The 15,645-nt window shown below is 72.5% G+C and carries 13 protein-coding genes and 1 pseudogene; 7 read left to right on the top strand and 7 right to left on the bottom strand.

What is annotated here, in order from left to right; all coding sequences use genetic code 11:
• Positions 1–110: 110 nt before the first annotated feature.
• Positions 111–374: a hypothetical protein gene (locus tag ACFUPX_RS11920; protein WP_383319896.1), complete on the bottom strand. Its 264-nt coding sequence runs from the start codon at positions 372–374 to the stop codon at positions 111–113.
• 183 nt (positions 375–557) lie between these two features.
• Here ACFUPX_RS11920 and ACFUPX_RS11915 point away from each other — a divergent pair, with 183 nt between their 5' ends.
• Positions 558–1,019 carry a hypothetical protein gene (locus ACFUPX_RS11915; RefSeq protein ID WP_383319894.1) on the top strand — a complete coding sequence of 154 codons (462 nt, stop codon included), beginning with the start codon at positions 558–560 and terminating at the stop codon, positions 1,017–1,019.
• 19 nt (positions 1,020–1,038) lie between these two features.
• Here the strand turns inward: ACFUPX_RS11915 and ACFUPX_RS11910 are convergent, their stop codons facing one another.
• Positions 1,039–2,343: a diacylglycerol/lipid kinase family protein gene (locus tag ACFUPX_RS11910; RefSeq protein ID WP_383319892.1), complete on the bottom strand. Its 1,305-nt coding sequence runs from the start codon at positions 2,341–2,343 to the stop codon at positions 1,039–1,041.
• 124 nt (positions 2,344–2,467) lie between these two features.
• Between ACFUPX_RS11910 and ACFUPX_RS11905 the strand changes: the two genes are divergently transcribed.
• Positions 2,468–3,871, top strand: a complete 1,404-nt coding sequence (locus ACFUPX_RS11905) for a DUF2252 domain-containing protein (protein WP_383319890.1) — start codon at positions 2,468–2,470, stop codon at positions 3,869–3,871.
• A 53-nt stretch (positions 3,872–3,924) separates the two neighbouring features.
• Here ACFUPX_RS11905 and ACFUPX_RS11900 read toward each other — a convergent pair.
• Positions 3,925–4,593: pseudogene (locus ACFUPX_RS11900) on the bottom strand (ribonuclease BN); the annotation flags it as partial.
• A 487-nt stretch (positions 4,594–5,080) separates the two neighbouring features.
• Here ACFUPX_RS11900 and ACFUPX_RS11895 point away from each other — a divergent pair.
• Positions 5,081–5,455 carry an STAS domain-containing protein gene (locus tag ACFUPX_RS11895; protein ID WP_383319888.1) on the top strand — a complete coding sequence of 125 codons (375 nt, stop codon included), beginning with the start codon at positions 5,081–5,083 and terminating at the stop codon, positions 5,453–5,455.
• 215 nt (positions 5,456–5,670) lie between these two features.
• Entirely contained in the window at positions 5,671–5,814 is a 144-nt protein-coding gene (locus tag ACFUPX_RS11890; protein ID WP_383319886.1) for a hypothetical protein, read from the top strand.
• A 20-nt stretch (positions 5,815–5,834) separates the two neighbouring features.
• On the opposite strand, the gene ACFUPX_RS11885 is transcribed toward ACFUPX_RS11890, so the two are convergent.
• Positions 5,835–6,743, bottom strand: a complete 909-nt coding sequence (locus ACFUPX_RS11885) for a LysR family transcriptional regulator (RefSeq protein ID WP_383319884.1) — start codon at positions 6,741–6,743, stop codon at positions 5,835–5,837.
• A 385-nt stretch (positions 6,744–7,128) separates the two neighbouring features.
• Between ACFUPX_RS11885 and ssuE the strand changes: the two genes are divergently transcribed.
• From ssuE to ACFUPX_RS11870, 3 genes are all read left to right on the top strand, one after another.
• Positions 7,129–7,683 carry an NADPH-dependent FMN reductase gene (gene ssuE / locus ACFUPX_RS11880; RefSeq protein WP_383319882.1) on the top strand — a complete coding sequence of 185 codons (555 nt, stop codon included), beginning with the start codon at positions 7,129–7,131 and terminating at the stop codon, positions 7,681–7,683.
• An 80-nt stretch (positions 7,684–7,763) separates the two neighbouring features.
• A complete protein-coding gene (locus ACFUPX_RS11875) occupies positions 7,764–8,945 on the top strand; it encodes an SfnB family sulfur acquisition oxidoreductase (RefSeq protein WP_383319881.1) in 1,182 nt (393 codons plus the stop codon).
• 42 nt (positions 8,946–8,987) lie between these two features.
• The gene (locus ACFUPX_RS11870; RefSeq protein ID WP_383319879.1) at positions 8,988–10,133 is read left to right on the top strand and encodes an LLM class flavin-dependent oxidoreductase; all 1,146 of its coding nucleotides are present in this window, start codon (positions 8,988–8,990) and stop codon (positions 10,131–10,133) included.
• Positions 10,134–10,168: 35 nt separating this feature from the next.
• Here the strand turns inward: ACFUPX_RS11870 and ACFUPX_RS11865 are convergent, their stop codons facing one another.
• The 3 genes from ACFUPX_RS11865 to ACFUPX_RS11855 form a co-directional block, all read right to left on the bottom strand.
• On the bottom strand, positions 10,169–11,386 hold the full coding sequence (locus ACFUPX_RS11865; protein WP_383319877.1) for a diguanylate cyclase domain-containing protein: 1,218 nt from the start codon (positions 11,384–11,386) through the stop codon (positions 10,169–10,171).
• 75 nt (positions 11,387–11,461) lie between these two features.
• Positions 11,462–12,118 carry a M15 family metallopeptidase gene (locus tag ACFUPX_RS11860; RefSeq protein ID WP_383319875.1) on the bottom strand — a complete coding sequence of 219 codons (657 nt, stop codon included), beginning with the start codon at positions 12,116–12,118 and terminating at the stop codon, positions 11,462–11,464.
• Between the two features lie 329 nt (positions 12,119–12,447).
• Positions 12,448–15,510 (bottom strand): BTAD domain-containing putative transcriptional regulator, encoded by a 3,063-nt coding sequence (locus ACFUPX_RS11855; protein WP_383319873.1) that lies wholly within the window; start codon positions 15,508–15,510, stop codon positions 12,448–12,450.
• Positions 15,511–15,645 lie beyond the last annotated feature (135 nt).

Raw genomic sequence — 15,645 nt, 5'->3', positions numbered from 1 at the left:
CAGGGCATTACCCCTACACCGTGGGGCGGCGGGCACTGTGCCGGGAAGTGGCCGTTCGGCTTTTTTCGAACAGAATCCGGCCTTCCCCCTCGCCGCGTCCGCGCCGCGATCTAGGCGCCGGCGCCCGGCAGCCTGCGCACTTCGAGGAGTTCGAGCCCGAGCGCCTGGATGCGGTCGAGGATCCCGTACAGCGCGGCCTGATCGAGTCCCGCGCCCACCAGCACCGTCTCGGCGGGGCGCAGCACGATCGTCATCTCCGCGAACGCCGAGCGGAAGGCCTCGCCGATCCTGCCCCGGACGCGGATCTCGAAGTCGGCGCCACCGGGTGGGGTCCCGGCCGGTCCGGGCCCCGAGTCCTCCTGTGCCCCGCCCATGGCGCCACCTCCTGTACGAGGGCTCTGCCATCAGCGGCCATTCTCGCGGTGGCGTGGCCGACGGCATCACCTTGCGCGGGTGACGATGCCGCCACCTGCGGCTGCCGGCTCATCCGCTGCGGGTGAACCGGCCCCGCGGTGCCGGGCGCGATGCTCCGGTTCCACCCTCAGAGGAGGTTCGCCATGACGGACCAGATCTCGTCGGGCCAGGCACGTTCCGGCCCGCCCGAACCGCAGCCGCGTGTCAATCCGGTCGCCGTCGGCGGAGTCGTCTTCGCCGTGTGCGTGCTGGGCATCATCGGCACGTTCCACGCGATCGCGGGGCTCTCCGCGATCCTCGGCGACAACTACTACCAGTCGCAGAGCGACTATCCCTTCGACTTCGACGCCAACGTCCGCGGCTGGGTCCAGATGCTCTCCGGTGTCATCATCGCCGCGGCGGCGTTCAACATCTTCAACGGCCGTACCTGGGCCCGCGTCGTCGGGATCATCGTCGCGGCGCTGAGCGCGATGGAGAACTTCTTCTTCACCCCGTACCACCCGGTGTGGTCGGCCATCCTCATCGCCCTCGACATCCTGGTGATCTGGTCGCTGACCGTGTACGGCCACCCGCAGGCCCACAAGGTCTACGGGGCGCCCATGTAACGGGCCGGGGTCGGCCCCGTCAGTGCCCGGAGGCCAGCCCCAGCCTGCCGACCAGGCGCCAGTCGAGCCTCGGCCGCTCCCGGTACACCCCCGGACGCAGCCGGGGCACGATCACCCGCAGGGCGCCGGGCCGGACCTCGCAGCGCACCGGGACGGCCAGCCGCACCGCCTCGCCGTCGATGCCGACCGGGATCTCCTCCTGATCGGCGTCGACGACCACGGAGGTGGCCGTGGCCAGGTGCAGCCCGGTGGCCTGCCCTCCGCGCAGCAGCCCCGCGGCCTGCGTCGCGCTGGTGACCCGCACGCCGACGCAGCCGAGGACCCCGCCGTCCAGCCGCGTCCGGCGGCCGAGCCCGGCGATGTCCTTGCTGCCGTAGGGGTTGTTGCTCACCAGCAGGGCCTGCGGTTCCAAGAATTCCTGCTCCCCCGCGCGCGCCGTCAGCCTGGCCCCCTGCTGGCCCACGAGGAGATCGGGCAGCAGCTTGAGGGTGGTGCGCGTCTTGTCGTCCCGGTAGGCCGGGCTCTGCACCACCTCGGCGTACGCGCCGAACGACACGTTGTTGACGAAGGGCCGCCCTCCGGCCCGGCCGAGGTCCACCCGCAATTCCACCCCGTCGTGCAACGCGTCGAGGGCCGTCGACGGGTCCTCGCGGTCAAGGCCCAGGTCGAGGGCGAAGTGGTTGCGGGTGCCCGCCGGGATCACCAGGAAGGGCAGGTCCAGGGCGGCGGCTACCTCGGCGACCAGCGCCTGGGTGCCGTCGCCGCCCGCGACCCCGAGCAGATCGGCGCCCCCGGCCGCGCACTTGCGGGCAAGGGCCGCCACATCGGTCTCGCCCGGCCCCTCGAGGAGCACCACTTCGGCGCCCCGCGACTCCGCCAGCTCGCGCAGCTCGAACCGGCGCACCTTGCCGCCGCCGGAGCGCGGATTCATGATCAGGACCGGGTGGCGGAACTTTCCGGCGGGCTGCTCGGCCATCTGGTCCGGGACCGTGTGCCGGGCCAGGGCCGCGCGGCCCGTGCCCGCCGCGAGGAGCCACAGCGCACCGGAGGTCAGGACCACCCAGGTGAGCCGGGCCTGGGTGAACTCCACGAGCACCCAGACCGGAGCGGCGAGTGCGAGCAGCACCGCGAGGGCCCGCGGCAGGCCCCGCCTGCTGATGATCCACCAGACCGCGGCAGCCGTGACCGTCAGGCCCGCCAGTCCCACGCCGAGCAGCGCGAAGGTCTTGAACCCCGCGAACACTGCCAGCACCAGCACCGCGGCCGCGGCGGATGCCAGGGACGCACGGGCCAGCCATCGCTGTCCTCGCATCGTCGGTTCCATGCCTCTCAGTCTGTGGCACCGCAGCGCGCCGGGCCTCACCCCTGGGAGGCGACCTCACACCGGCGGGGTGACGCCGAGCTGCCGAGCCGCGCCCAGAGTCCTCAGCGCCTGGAGGGAGCGCGCCATGACCGAGACCACGCACCACCACCTCACCCCGCAGGAGCGGGCGGCCCTGGGGAGGGCCGGCCGGTCCCGTGCCCGGCGGTCCGACCATGCCGAGTTCCTCCCCGCGCCGGCCCGGCCCGACCCGGTCGCTGTGATCGAGCGGCAGTCGGCGAGCAGGCTCCCGGAGCTCGTGCCGATCCGCTACGGCCGCATGCTGGAGTCGCCGTTCCGGTTCTTCCGCGGAGCGGCCGCCATCATGGCCACCGACCTGGCCACCACCCCGGACAGCGGTCTGCGTGCCCAACTGTGCGGAGACGCCCACATGTTGAACTTCCGACTGCTCGCCTCACCGGAGCGGCACCTGATGTTCGACGTCAACGACTTCGACGAAACGCTTCCCGGGCCGTGGGAGTGGGACGTCAAACGCCTCGTGGTCAGCCTTGTCATCGCGGGGCGCGACAACGGCTTCAGCACGTCGGAGCGGGCCCGTGTGGTGCGGGCGACGGTGCGCTCGTACCGGGAGTCGATGAGCGAGTTCGCCCGGATGCGGACGCTCGACGTGTGGTACTCGCAGATCGACGCGGAGGATCTGTACGCCACGATGTCCGGCAAGCTGGACACACGCGCGCGGCGCAGGATGTCCCGCACGCTCAGCAAGGCCCGGACCCGCGACCACCTTCAGGCGTCGGCGAAGCTGGCACGGGTCGTCCACGGCCACCTGCGGATCTCACCCGACCCGCCCCTGGTGACGCCGCTCGACGACCTCATGCCGGGGGTCGAACGCAAGGAGCTGGAACGTCAACTGCGCGAACTGATCGACCGCTACGCGCTCACGCTGCCCGCCGACCGCAGGACGCTGCTTGCCCAGTACCGGGTGGTCGACATGGCCCGCAAGGTGGTCGGGGTGGGCAGTGTGGGAACCCGATGCTGGATCGTGCTGCTGGTCGGCCGTGACGACACCGACCCGCTGCTGCTCCAGGCCAAGGAGGCGTCGGCGTCGGTGCTCGCGGAGTTCGCGGGCGCGAGCAGCCACCTCAACCAGGGGGAGCGGGTCGTCGCGGGGCAGCGTCTGATGCAGGCGACCAGCGACATGTTCCTGGGCTGGGAACGGGTCGAAGGGCTCGACGGCCGCGAACGCGACTTCTACATACGGCAGTTGCGGGATTGGAAGGCCATTCCCCAGGCCGAGCTGATGACCCCCGACGTGATGCGGCTGTTCGGTCGCATGTGCGGAGCGACCCTGGCGCGCGCGCACGCGCGCTCCGGCGACCGGATCGCCATCGCCGCCTATCTGGGCGGCTCCGATTCCTTCGACCGGGCGCTGGCGCGGTTCTCGGAGTCGTACGCCGACCAGAACGAGCGCGACCACCGGGCGCTGGCCACCGCGGTGCGCGAAGGCCGGGTCACCGCGGCATCGGAGTGACGCTCCGTCGGCCCGCCGAGCCAGTAACGCAGGAACTCCTCCTGCGCGAGCACCCGGCCGACGGCTATGCCGAACACGATGGTGGTGAAGTACAGGATCAGCCAGGACAGCACGGTGAACACCGAGCCGAGGGCCGCGTAGCGCTGCTCGCTCATCCGTAGTGCACGCGGCAGCCACAGCCCCGACGCGGCGCTGAACGCGGTCCCTGCCGCGCCCGCGAGGACGGCGCCCGGCAGCAGGGCGAGCCAGGGCACGCGGCCCGCGAGCAGCAGGTGCTGGGTCCACCACCACATCAGGATCGCGGCCGCCGACTGCAGGAGGACGCCCAGGACGGGCCCCGCGCCGAACGCCCGGTGCAGGGCGCCCTGCACGACGAGCATCGCGATCCAGACGAGGAGCCATACGGCCCAGCGCCAGGCCACGAGCCGTACGGCGGAGCGGGGCAGGTCCCAGGAGCGCTCGCACATGCGCTGCAGGGCGCGGGTGAAGGCCGTGGCGGACAGCAGCGCGACCAGCACGCTCGCCGTGCCCCAGTTGTGCAGCGTGGTGTCCCCGGCCGCGGACACGACCTCGGCCCGCGCCACCACCGGGCCGCCCGAGCCGAGCATCGTACGCAGCGAGAGCATCAGTTCCTGCCGAACGGCCGGTGGGCTGAAGGACGCCACCGCGATGAGCATCGGCAGCGCGGCCAGGAACGCCTGGGCCGCCAGGCGCGTCGACATGTCGAGGATGGTGACGCGCACGAGCTGCTGGATGACGCGCCCCGCCAGCGGCAGTACCGCAAGGGCGATCCGCATGACGGTGTCCTCTCCTGGCGGGATCCCACTCCTGCCGGACACCTTCCGGTTCCTCGACGCACCTCACGTCGCCCGCTCCGGGTGACGTAAGAAGGTGACCACGCAGCGGCAAGCTCTCCCCACGGCCCAGGCCGAAGGGCGGTCCCGTGGCTACCAACTGCGCGTCAATAGCAACCAGTTGCCCCGGACATGTGCCGAATGCAGCCTGATGGGTCCATGATGGAAACTCTCACCTCCCTGCCTCACCAGGACAGATGAGGGATGCCCGGACCGCCGTCGCGGCCCGGCGAACAGCTGCACGGCGGCCTGCCCCACCCTCGGTTCGCCGCTCACCATCACCCCAGCCCCCGGTGAGTCCGCCCCCTCATTCCTCAGGCACATGCCAGGCCTCGTACACACCGAGGATGCCACCATGATCGACGGCTCCCCGCCCGCCACCGGGCACCTGCACACCTACCGCGCGCAAGGCCACCTGGTCCTGGAGTTCCACGGCGCGATCGATATCGGCGCCGCCCTGGACATGGGTCCCGCGCTGGACGCACACACGGCGCGGCCCGCCCTCACCGTGATCATCGACCTCAGCCATGTCGAGTTCTTCGACTGCTCGGGGTTGCGTCTGCTGTGCCGGGCCCGGCGCCGCATCCTGGACCACAGCGGAGAGCTGCAACTGGTCTGCGCGCACCCGCTGACCCTCCAGGTCCTGCGGGTGACCGGCCTCTACCCGGTCTTCGCCCCCGTTCCCTGCCTCGCGGACGCCCTGGACCAGCCGGACTCGGAAGCCGGTTGACCAGGCCCCACTCGTGTGGCGGCTGTCCACTGGTGGTGCGGCGCCACGCCGGGACGATCGTAAGGAACGGGTCCCGCGAGGAGGGGTAGGCACTGCTGGCGGGCGGCGCCGCGCTGGCCGCCCTCGCGGCCACGCTCCTGCTGCATCTGCTGCTGCTCGGCACGCCCCAGGCCGGCCGGTTCCTCGTCTGGATCGTCTCGCTGGCCACCGTCGTGATGGTGCTGCTGCCCTTCACCTTCTACGCGTCGCTGGAGGCCCAGATCGGCACGGCTGCCGTCTACTTGGCCATCGGCGTCACCATCGGCTCGCTTCTGTCAGCCGTGGCGCGCGGAGCCCTGCGCGGCGGTCAGGTGCGGTAGGGCGCTGTGTCGTCGCGGGCTCAAGGATGCTCCCTGAGTCCCTTCGCCCTGGTCACGAAGGCCTCGTGCAACTCCCTCACCGCTCGCGGGAAGGACTCGCTGCGGCGGCGCTGAAGGACCACGAGGACGCGGGTGGTCTCGTCGGTGAGCGGACGGTGGGTGATCATTCCGGCCCGCTCCAGCGGGTCGCCGACGACGCTGAAATCGGGCAGCAGCGCGACGCCGAGGCCTTCGGCCACCATCAGCTTGCCCAGTTCCGCGCCGTCCGTGGAGTACGCGAAGGACGGCGCGGAGCCGCCGATGAGGCGGTGGGCGTAGCGGTGCATCACATAGCCGGCGCGCATCGCGATGAACGGTTCGGTGCCGAGGTCGGCGGGCGAGACCGCGGAGAGCCGGGCCAGCGCACTGTCCGGGTGCAGGCAGACCACGGGCCTGCCGCGCAGCAACTCGGTGGTGTCGAAGTCGGGCGGGGTGTCGTCGCCGTCCAGGTAGTTGACCAGGCCCAGGTCGAAGCGGCCTTCGCGCAGGCCGCGGTGGATGTCGTCCTGCTGCGAGCCGACCATCTCCACCTGTGTCGCCGGGTGGGTCTCACGGAAGGTGCGCACGGCGGGGACCAGGAGCGGGGCCGTGGCCGCGTTCACCGTGCCGACCCGCACGACGCGGCTGGACTGGTGCTGGTCGTGCGCGGCCCTGCGCAGCCGGTCCACCGATTCCAGTACGCCGATGATGTGCGGCAGGAGCTCACGGCCCTCGTCGCTGACCTTCGCCCCGGAGCGGTGCCGGTCCAGGAGCGAGACGCCGAGTTCGCGCTCCAGGTTCCGCACGGTCTCGCTCAACGCGGGCTGGGAGAGGTGCAGTTCGCCCGCGGCGCGGCGCAGCGAGCCGAGTCGGGTGACGGCCTCGATGTACTCGAGCTGCTCTGTCCGCATCCCGCGCGCCTCTCGCCGAACTCCCGCTGTGGGAGGGAAACCCTATCAGGGCTTAGCGATTACCGACTCGACGCCTGGTGGGGGCAGCTGCTTGAATCGAGGACATGAATGCAGTGCGATCCCACCTCACGCGGCGACGGTACGTCGACCTCGCGCGGGTGTGCAGCGCCTGCTGTCGCCACGGCCGCTGAGCATCCGCCGGGCACTCCACCGCTTGTCGTGCGCGTGAACTCCGCGTCCCGCCGGGCCCGTTGACGGCCCGCGCGATTCCCTGACGACTTCGCCGGTTCACCCCCGCACGTATCGAGCAGCGCCGCGCCTCGCTGCCCCTCCCCCTGCCTCGCCCCACCGGCCCGCGTGGCCGCGTACCCGAAGGACTTCCGCCATGGCATCCGTTCTCACGCTCACCGGCAGCGCCTCCGCCCCCGGCGCCTCCCGCACCGCGCGCCTCGTCCAGCATCTGGGCCGCGACCTTGCCGCGCGGGGGCACCGGGTGCAGACGCTGGACGTCCGCACGCTGCCCGCCGACGCGCTGCTCTCCGCGGACACCTCGCACCCCGCCGTCGCCGCAGCGGTCGCCCTCGTCGAGAGCACCGACGCGCTCGTGGTCGGCACACCCGTCTACAAGGCGGCGTACTCGGGCGTCCTCAAGACCTTCCTCGACCTCCTCCCGCAGTTCGCGCTGCGCGGCAAGCCCGTCCTGCCGCTGGCCACCGGCGGCTCCCCCGCCCACGTCCTCGCCGTCGACTACGCACTGCGGCCCGTCCTCACCTCGCTCGGCGCCGAGGTGGCCCAGGGCTGGTTCGTCCTGGACCGCCACATCACGGCCGCCGATGACGGGACGGTCAGCCTCACTCCCGAGGCGGACGCCGGTCTCACCCCCGTCGTCGACCGCTTCCGGGAGGCGCTCGCGGTGCCGGCGCGGCTCGCGGTGGCGTGAGGGGTAATCGGCTTTCCCTTTCGCGTCGGTCCGCCGGATCCTGCCGCCCCTTTCCCCTCCGTACCCGAAAGGCCCGCCCCATGCCCCGCATCCCCGCATCCGACGCGGAGGCGATCGCGCTCGCCCGTCGGGTGGCCGAGCGACTGGCCTCCGACGACGCGCGACGCGACGCCGAGCGTGATCTGCCGTACGAGGAGGTGCGCGACCTCGCCGAAGCCGGTCTCTTCACGCTCTCGATCCCCCGCTCGCACGGCGGGCCCGAGCTCGCTGCCCGCAGCCTGGGAGAGGTGTTCACCGAGCTGACGGCAGGGGACGCGAGCATCGGCCAGATCCCGCAGAACCACTACGCCTTCGTCAACGTCCTGGCCCACGCGGGCACCGAGGAGCAGCGCGCCTTCTTCTACCGCGAGGTCCTGGCGGGGCGGCACTTCGGCAACGCGCTCTCCGAGCGGGGCACTCGTACGGCCCGTGAGTTCGCCATCGGTTTCGAAAGGCACCCCGACGGGGGCCGCGTCCTGGACGGCACCAAGTTCTACGCGACCGGGTCGCTCTTCGCGCACTGGATCCCGGTGTACGCCAACGACGAGGAGGGCCGTACGCACGCGGCCTGGGTGCCCGCCGACCATCCCGGCGTGCGCGTCGAGGACGACTGGAACGGCATGGGGCAGCGCACCACCGGCAGCGGCACCGTCCGCTTCGACCAGGTGCGGGTGCCCGCCGAGCACATCGTGCCGGTGTACTCGATCTTCGAGAAGGACGAGGTGTTCGGCGCCTTCGGCCAGTATCTGCACGCGGCCATCGACACGGGCATCGCGGTCGGCGCCCTGCGCGAGGGCAAGCGGCTCATCCACTCGCTGGCCCGCCCGCGCCTGGAGGCAGGCGTGGAGCGCGCCGCCGACGAGGGCGCCGTCATCGACGGCTTCGGCGAGCTCGCCCTGAAGGTGCGCACCGCGCGCGCCCTGCTGCGCGACGCCGGTGACTCCCTGGACGCGGCCCGCGCCGCACTGACCGAGGAGAGCGCCGCCGAGGCATCTGCCGCGGTGGCCGCAGCCCGCGCGCGGTCCGACGCGGTGGCCCTCGCCGTGTCCAGCGGCATCTTCGAACTCATCGGCACCCGTGCCGCGGACCGCGACCTCAACCTCCACCGGCACTGGCGCAACGCCCGCACCCACACCCTGCACGACCCACGCCGCCTCAAGCTCCGTCACCTGGGCGGCTGGGAGCTCAACGACACCCCGCCGCCCCGCAACGGCCTGGTCTGAGCAAGCTTCCGATACCGCACGATCGCAGAGGACGTCCCCGCCATGCCCCTGACCTTCCACTGGTTCCTGCCGACCAACGGCGACAGCCGCCACATCGTCGGCGGCGGCCACGGCGTACCCACCGGGGCTGCCGGGGGCGACCGCCCCGCCTCGCTCGCCTACCTCGCTCAAGTAGCCCGTACGGCAGAGCAGTTGGGCTTCGAGGGGGCGCTCACCCCCACCGGCGCCTGGTGCGAGGACGCCTGGCTGACGACGGCGATGCTGGTCGAGTCGACCGAGCGCCTGAAGTTCCTGGTGGCTTTCCGTCCTGGCCTCGTCACACCGACCCTCGCCGCACAGATGGCGGCGACCTACCAGCGCCACTCCGGTGGGCGCCTGCTCCTCAACGTCGTCACGGGCGGCGAGGACCACGAGCAGCGTGCGTACGGGGATTTCCTCGGCAAGGACGACCGCTACGCCCGCTGCGAGGAGTTCCTGCACATCGTCCGCTCCCTGTGGCGCGGCGAGAGCGTCGACTTCCACGGCGAGCACGAGCGAGTCGAACAGGCCCGCCTCACCCGCCTTCCCGCCCCGGTGCCTCCGGTCTACTTCGGCGGCTCGTCGAAGGCGGCGGGCCCGGTCGCGGCGCGCCACAGCGACGTGTACCTCACCTGGGGCGAACCCCCGGCGCAGGTGGCCGAGAAGATCGCCTGGATCCGCGCACTGGCCAGGGCGGAGGGCCGCGAGGTCCGCTTCGGCATCCGCCTGCACGTCATCGCCCGCGACACGTCGGATGAGGCCTGGACCCAGGCGAACCGCCTCCTCTCAGGCACCGACCCGTCCCTGATCAGCGAGGTGCAGCAGGGCCTGGCCCGCTCCGGTTCCGAGGGCCAGAAGCGCATGCTGGCCCTGCACGGCGGCTCCACCGACCGCCTGGAGATCTACCCGAACCTGTGGGCGGGCATCGGCCTCCTGCGAGGCGGCGCGGGCACGGCCCTGGTCGGCTCCCACACCGAGGTCGCGGACCGCATCGCGGAGTACCACGCCCTGGGCATCGACGAGTTCGTGCTCTCCGGCTACCCGCACGTGGAGGAGGCGTACTGGTTCGGCGAGGGCGTGCTGCCGCAGCTTGCGGCGCGGGGACTGTGGCAGCACCCGGCGGCGGCGTCACTCGACGCGACACCCGCGGCGGTGCCGTTCGCGTCGTGAAAGGGCACGGTGCGCCGCGTCGCGGGCCTTCGCGGTCAGGACAGGTAGGAGGAAAGGTAGGAGATCTTGTCTTCCCTGCGCTCGAAGTCGCCCACGAGTCTGGGCAGGGCGAGGGGCGCGGCGGCGAGTGAGGCCCGGTGGGTGCTCTTGGCCTCCTTGACGCCGAGGACCGCGCGCAGGATCAGGCTGGGGGCGTCCTCCATGGGGAAGCGCCAGTGCGCGATGGAGCCGGTGGCGCTCACGTGGAGGTCCCTGGACAGGTGCGACCACGTGTGCCGACGTATCCGTTGGACCAGCTTCCCGGCCCGCTCCTGCGCCACTGCGGTATCCACGTTCCGCTCCACGACGACGAACTGATCGCCCCTGAGCCGGCACAGGGCCGCCGACTCGGCGCTGTGCTCGGCGACGAGCTCGCCGCACTGCTGGATCACCAGGTCGCCCACGTGCTCGCCGTAGACGTTGTTGATGCCCAGGAGGCCGTCGACGTCGAGATAGGTCAGCGCCGCCGAGTACGCGTCCTCCAGGACACTCGTCACGAAGTCGGCGCACTCGCTTTCGTTGTAGAGGGGGATCGGCCCGGTCTGCTCCCCGCCGCGGGTGGCGTCCGGTGACTGCGCCGCGTCCGGCGTCGTCGCGCCGCCCCACGCGCCACCTCCCCACGTGGGCGAACGGACCAAACGCATGGACGAGGCAGCAGCTCCGCCGTGCAGCCGCACGTCGTCCGCGCCCGTGTACCCCTCGAGCAGAATCGAGGTGCACCCCTGCTCCACGGCCTCCGTGACGCTCGCGCCGAATCCGAACGCGCGGTAGAAGGAGGCGGAGAAGAGAGCTGCCTGCTCGTCGCCCCACGGCTCGATCGTGCCGATGGCGCACCTGGTCTCGTGCGCGACCCGCTTGGCCATCTCGGAGGAGTAGCAGGAGTTCAGGAGGACGACCTTGACGGAGCGGGCCGCCGGGAGGTCGAGCAGTCTCAGCAGGGCGTCGCCCGACACCGGCTTGGTCTGCTTGTCGTCGCCGACGAGTGCGATGCTGCTCAGGGAGCTGTGACCGGAGAAGTGCAGCATCGTCGGGGCGTGCCGGTTGATTTCTCGCAGCAGATCGTCGGCACGCGCGGCCCAGACCGGCACGAATTCCAGGTTCGCCGCGTGGGGGCTCTGCTCCGTCCGCTGCTGGATCAGACGCATTTCCTCGTCGAGGGCCAGACGTCCGGTGTCTGCCGGGTTCGCGGCCACCATCAGAATCTTCACGGACATCGCCCCAGACTGCCAACTCGCTTTGTTTCCAGTGGGGTTGAGGCTACAGCCACGTCGGCAGCACCGGGGCGCGGCCTAGGTGTCCAGCGTCATCGGCCCGTACCGGGCCGCCGCGGCGTCGGTCGTCAGGGCCCAGTAGCGGTCGCCGTAGGACCAGTGCCACCACTCCGTGGGGTAGTTGACCAGGCCCGCCGTGGCGAGGGCTGCGGTGAGAGTGCGGCGGTTGCGGCGGGCGGTCGGGGAGATCAGGTCGCTGTCCATGTAGCAGGCGCCCTCGCTCTCCTCGGGGCTGGCGTTCACCGGGGTGCCGAAGTCGAGTTCCGTGCCGGACGCGGTGCACAGGGTCAGGTCGACCGCGGCGCCCGCGACGTGCGGGCCCACTTCGGGCGGCGAGAGGGAACGGCTCGTCTGCCGGTGGAGGTGGTCGTCCGACCAGTCGGGGTTCGCCTTCCTCAGCTCGGCCGCGTACTCCTCGAAGTACTGGATCTGGAGGGCCAGCGGGCGGTATCCCTCGGTGACCAGGAGGCGCAGGCCCTCGGGCAGCAGCCGGGCGGCGCGGGCCAGGCGCCAGGCGACGCCCTCCCGCAGCTGGGCGTAGGCCCCTGCCGGGTCCGCGAGCCGGTCGTCGACGTCCACGAAAGGCAGTTGGCGCAGGTCGACGAGGGCCTCGCCGCATTCACTGACCGGTATGCCGACGACTCTGGGATCGTTCATGAGGATGATCGACGACATGCTTGCCCCTTCGTGGCGACGGCGGCGGGCACAGCCCCGGGGGCGGGCCGCGGCCCGCCCCCGGAGTCCCCTCCGTGCCCTGGCAGGGGCGCTACGCGACGAGCGGCCCACACGACCGACGGCGTCGGTGGTGTGGGCCGTACGAGGCATCAGTGGCCTTCCCCCGTGCTTCCCCCCGATGAATTCCGCTGAGTCCCCCGTTGTTTCCTGCCATCCCCCGTTGCCGTCGGCATGTTCGCCCGGCGACATCCCGAGAATGACGCAGTCCGCTGCAAGTTCTCTGCAAGTGCGCGGTAAGCGGATTGCAGGGCCGCCCTCGGGGGGCCGCGTCAGAGTCCCGGCTCGTTCCGTTCGCGTGCCTCGTACGCCGTGAAGACCTCCCGCGCCTCGGCGCGCAGCGCACCCGCCCCTGCCCGGTCCCCCACCGCCTCCCGCGCCGCGGCGAGATCGCGCAGGGTGCGGGCGCGGGGCAGCGGCAGCTCCAGGTCGTTCCAGAGGGCGGCGGCCGCGGTCAGGTGCTGTTCCGCCGTGTCGAGGCGGCCCGCGGCGAGCTCGCACTCGCCCAGGGTGCGCAGGCCAAGTGCCTCGCCGAAGCGGTCGCGTTGTCCCCGGCAGACGTCGAGGACGCTGCGGATCTCTTCCGCGGCTTCAGCCGAACGCCCCAGCCGGATGCGCGACTTGGCCCTGGCCTGCATGGCGTACGCGAGCATCAGCGGGTCGCCCAGGGTGCGCAGGAGGTCCACCGCCCGGCCGGACAGCTCCTCGGCCGCCGCGTACTCGCCGAGCGCACGGTGCACGAGGCCGAGCGAGCGCAGGGTGAGGGACTCGCCGCGGCGGCTGCCCAGCCTGCGGTAGGCCCGCAGCGACTCGTCGAGAAACGCGCGCGATGCCTGGAAGTCACCGAGTTCGAGCTGGACGGATCCGGCGTACCGGCAGGAGAGGCCGATGCCCGGGTCGTCGCTGAGCCGGCGAAAGCCCTCGACGGCCCGGACGAGGGTCTCCTGCGCGGCCCGCAGCCGCCCCGCTTCCCGCAGGGCGCTGCCGAGCCCGGCGAAGGCGGCGGCCCGGCCGCGTATGTCACCGAGTTCGGCGCAGAGCCCGGCGGCCTGTTTGAAGTAGCCCTGCGATTCGGGGAACCGGTCCTGTTCGTAGCGCAGTTGGCCCAGGCCGATGAGCAGCAGGGCCTCGCCCGCCCTGTCCTCCGCGCGGCGGGCGGCGGCCAGCGCCGCGTCGTGGGTGCGCCACCAGGCTTCGAACCGGTTCCCGACGGTGTACGCGGAGGAGCACAGGGCGGCCGCCGCCTCGCAGGAGAGGGTGTGCAGGTCCAGGGCCGCCGCGCGCTCGACGGCGGCGGCTATCGCGTCGGCCTCGGCCTCGAACCAGGCAGCCGGGTCGGCGAGGGCCCGCTGGGTGGCTTCCGGTCCCACGGGCCGGACCAGGCCCCGCAGGGCGACGGCCGCGGCCCCGCCCGATCCGCCGGCGTCCAGGAGTCCGCGGTGCAGTTCGACGGCGCCGGAGGGCGTCGCGGACGCGGCACGGCCGGTCAGCCAGAGCCAGGCGCCCAGCGCGCGGCCGACGGCGGCGGCCCGTTCGGCGGGCGGGTCCTCGGCGTCGGCGCGTTCGGCGGCGTACACGCGCACCAGGTCGTGCGGCCGGTAGCGGGGCTGGCCGGCGCGGTCGACGCCGGTGCAGTGCAGGAGCTGGGCGTCGATGAGCTGTTCCACGACGCGGTCGGCCTCGGCCTCCGGCACGTCCAGCAGCGCGGTCACCACCCACGCGGCCACGTCGGGCGCGGCGAGCAGCCCGAGGCGGCGCAGGGCGGTGCGGGCGGGGGTGTCCAGGGCCCGGTAGCTCAGGCCGAGACCGGCCCGCACTTCGAGGTCGCCGACGGCGAGTTCGTCCAGGCGGTGGTGTTCGTCCGCGAGCCGGTCGGCGAGCATGCGCGCGGTCCAGTGCCTGCGGGTGGCGAGGCGGGCGCCCGCGATCCGGATGGCGAGCGGGAGGCCGCCGCACAGCTCGACGATGCGCCGGGCGGCGTCCGGTTCGTCCGTGACGCGCCGCTGGCCCGCGACGCGGCCGAGGAGTTCGGTGCCCGGCGCCGTGTCCAGCACGTCGAGATCGGCGCGGTGGGTGCAGGGCAGGGCGCCGAGTCGGGCCCGTGCGGTGATCAGGACCCCGCAGGTGGCGCTCCCCGGAAGCAGTGGGCGCACCTGTGACTCGCTGGCCGCGTCGTCGAGCACCAGCAGGACGCGGCGCCCCGAGACCAGGCTGCGGAAGAGGTCGCGCCGCTCGGCGTCCCCGTCGGGCGGATCGGCGCCCAAGGCGTACAGGAGCCGCCCGAGCACTTCCCCGGGGGCCACGGGATCGGTGGCGCCGCGCAGCTCGGCGTACAGCTGTCCGTCCGGGTACACGTCGGCCACCTGGTGCGCGGCGCGGACGCCCAGGGTGGACTTGCCGACTCCGCCGGGTCCGGAGAGCACGACGACCGGCATGGCCTCGCGGATCCCCGACAGCGCGGTCCGTACGTCGGCGAGCTGGGTGTCGCGGCCGGTGAAGTCGCCGATGGTGGGCGGCAGGAGGGCCGCCACCGGGACAGCGGTCGTGTCCCTGGGGACGACGGGTTCGGTCGCACCCTCCGCGGAGGGCAGCAGCGTTTCGTCGGCCCGCAGGATCGCCTCGTGCAGCCGTCTGAGGTCGGGTCCGGGGTCGATGCCCAGCTCATCGGCGAGTGCGTCGCGTCCCTCCACGTACACCGCGAGCGCGTCGGCCTGGCGTCCCAACCGGTAGAGGGCGAGCATCAGTTGGCCGCGCGGACGCTCGCGGGTGGGATGCGTGGCGACCAACGCGGTGAGTTCGGCGACCAGTTCCCTCTCCTGCCCGGTGCGGGCGAGGTCCGCGGCGATGCGCTCCTCCAGGGCCGCCTGCCGCGCTTCTTCCAGCTGGTCGGCCATGGCCCGCAGCGTCTCGCCGATGCCGCCGAGCGCGGGGCCGCGCCACAGGGCGAGGGCGTCACCCAGCAGCCGGGCCGCCGCGGCGTGGTCGCCGTCCGCCGCGGCCTGCCTGCCCTGCACCGCGAGGCGCTCGAACTCGGCCCGGTCGACGAGCGTGGCGTCCGCGTGGATCAGATAGCCCGGCGGCCGGGTCTCGATGGCGTCGGCGGTCAGCGCGCGGCGCAGCGCGGAGACGTACGACTGGATCAAAGAACGTGCCGTGTCCGGCGGCCTCTCGCCCCAGATGGCGTCGATCAGCGCGTCGACCGACACCACGCGCCCCGGTTCCAGGAGCAGCGCCGCGAGCAGTGCACGTGGCTTGGGCCCGCCCAGGCTGAGGCGGCGGCCCGCTCGCCACGCCTCGACCGGGCCCAGCAAGCGGTAGTCGGTGTCCGTGTTCACGCCCGTCTCCATGGGTCCTTGCCCCGCGCCGCCCCCACCACCCCGAGCCCCCGAGCGCCCCCGCTCCCGATCGGCTGGTCATAGTACGTCTGCCCGTTCTCAACTCGCTTGCGCACCAGGGGAATCAGGCCATCC

Origin of the sequence: Streptomyces sp. NPDC057302 (assembly GCF_042667685.1) — a bacterium.
Lineage (GTDB): Bacteria > Actinomycetota > Actinomycetes > Streptomycetales > Streptomycetaceae > Streptomyces.
Note: the sequence above shows the minus strand (reverse complement) of the source record. Positions and strands in the feature narration are given on the sequence as shown.

Bases quoted from the DNA above. Each gene is read 5' to 3' on its own strand.
- ACFUPX_RS11920 (WP_383319896.1), bottom strand. From the start codon at position 374: ATGGGCGGGGCACAGGAGGACTCGGGGCCCGGACCGGCCGGGACCCCA.
- ACFUPX_RS11915 (WP_383319894.1), top strand. From the start codon at position 558: ATGACGGACCAGATCTCGTCGGGCCAGGCACGTTCCGGCCCGCCCGAA.
- ACFUPX_RS11910 (WP_383319892.1), bottom strand. From the start codon at position 2,343: ATGGAACCGACGATGCGAGGACAGCGATGGCTGGCCCGTGCGTCCCTG.
- ACFUPX_RS11905 (WP_383319890.1), top strand. From the start codon at position 2,468: ATGACCGAGACCACGCACCACCACCTCACCCCGCAGGAGCGGGCGGCC.
- ACFUPX_RS11895 (WP_383319888.1), top strand. From the start codon at position 5,081: ATGATCGACGGCTCCCCGCCCGCCACCGGGCACCTGCACACCTACCGC.
- ACFUPX_RS11890 (WP_383319886.1), top strand. From the start codon at position 5,671: ATGGTGCTGCTGCCCTTCACCTTCTACGCGTCGCTGGAGGCCCAGATC.
- ACFUPX_RS11885 (WP_383319884.1), bottom strand. From the start codon at position 6,743: ATGCGGACAGAGCAGCTCGAGTACATCGAGGCCGTCACCCGACTCGGC.
- ssuE (WP_383319882.1), top strand. From the start codon at position 7,129: ATGGCATCCGTTCTCACGCTCACCGGCAGCGCCTCCGCCCCCGGCGCC.
- ACFUPX_RS11875 (WP_383319881.1), top strand. From the start codon at position 7,764: ATGCCCCGCATCCCCGCATCCGACGCGGAGGCGATCGCGCTCGCCCGT.
- ACFUPX_RS11870 (WP_383319879.1), top strand. From the start codon at position 8,988: ATGCCCCTGACCTTCCACTGGTTCCTGCCGACCAACGGCGACAGCCGC.
- ACFUPX_RS11865 (WP_383319877.1), bottom strand. From the start codon at position 11,386: ATGTCCGTGAAGATTCTGATGGTGGCCGCGAACCCGGCAGACACCGGA.
- ACFUPX_RS11860 (WP_383319875.1), bottom strand. From the start codon at position 12,118: ATGTCGTCGATCATCCTCATGAACGATCCCAGAGTCGTCGGCATACCG.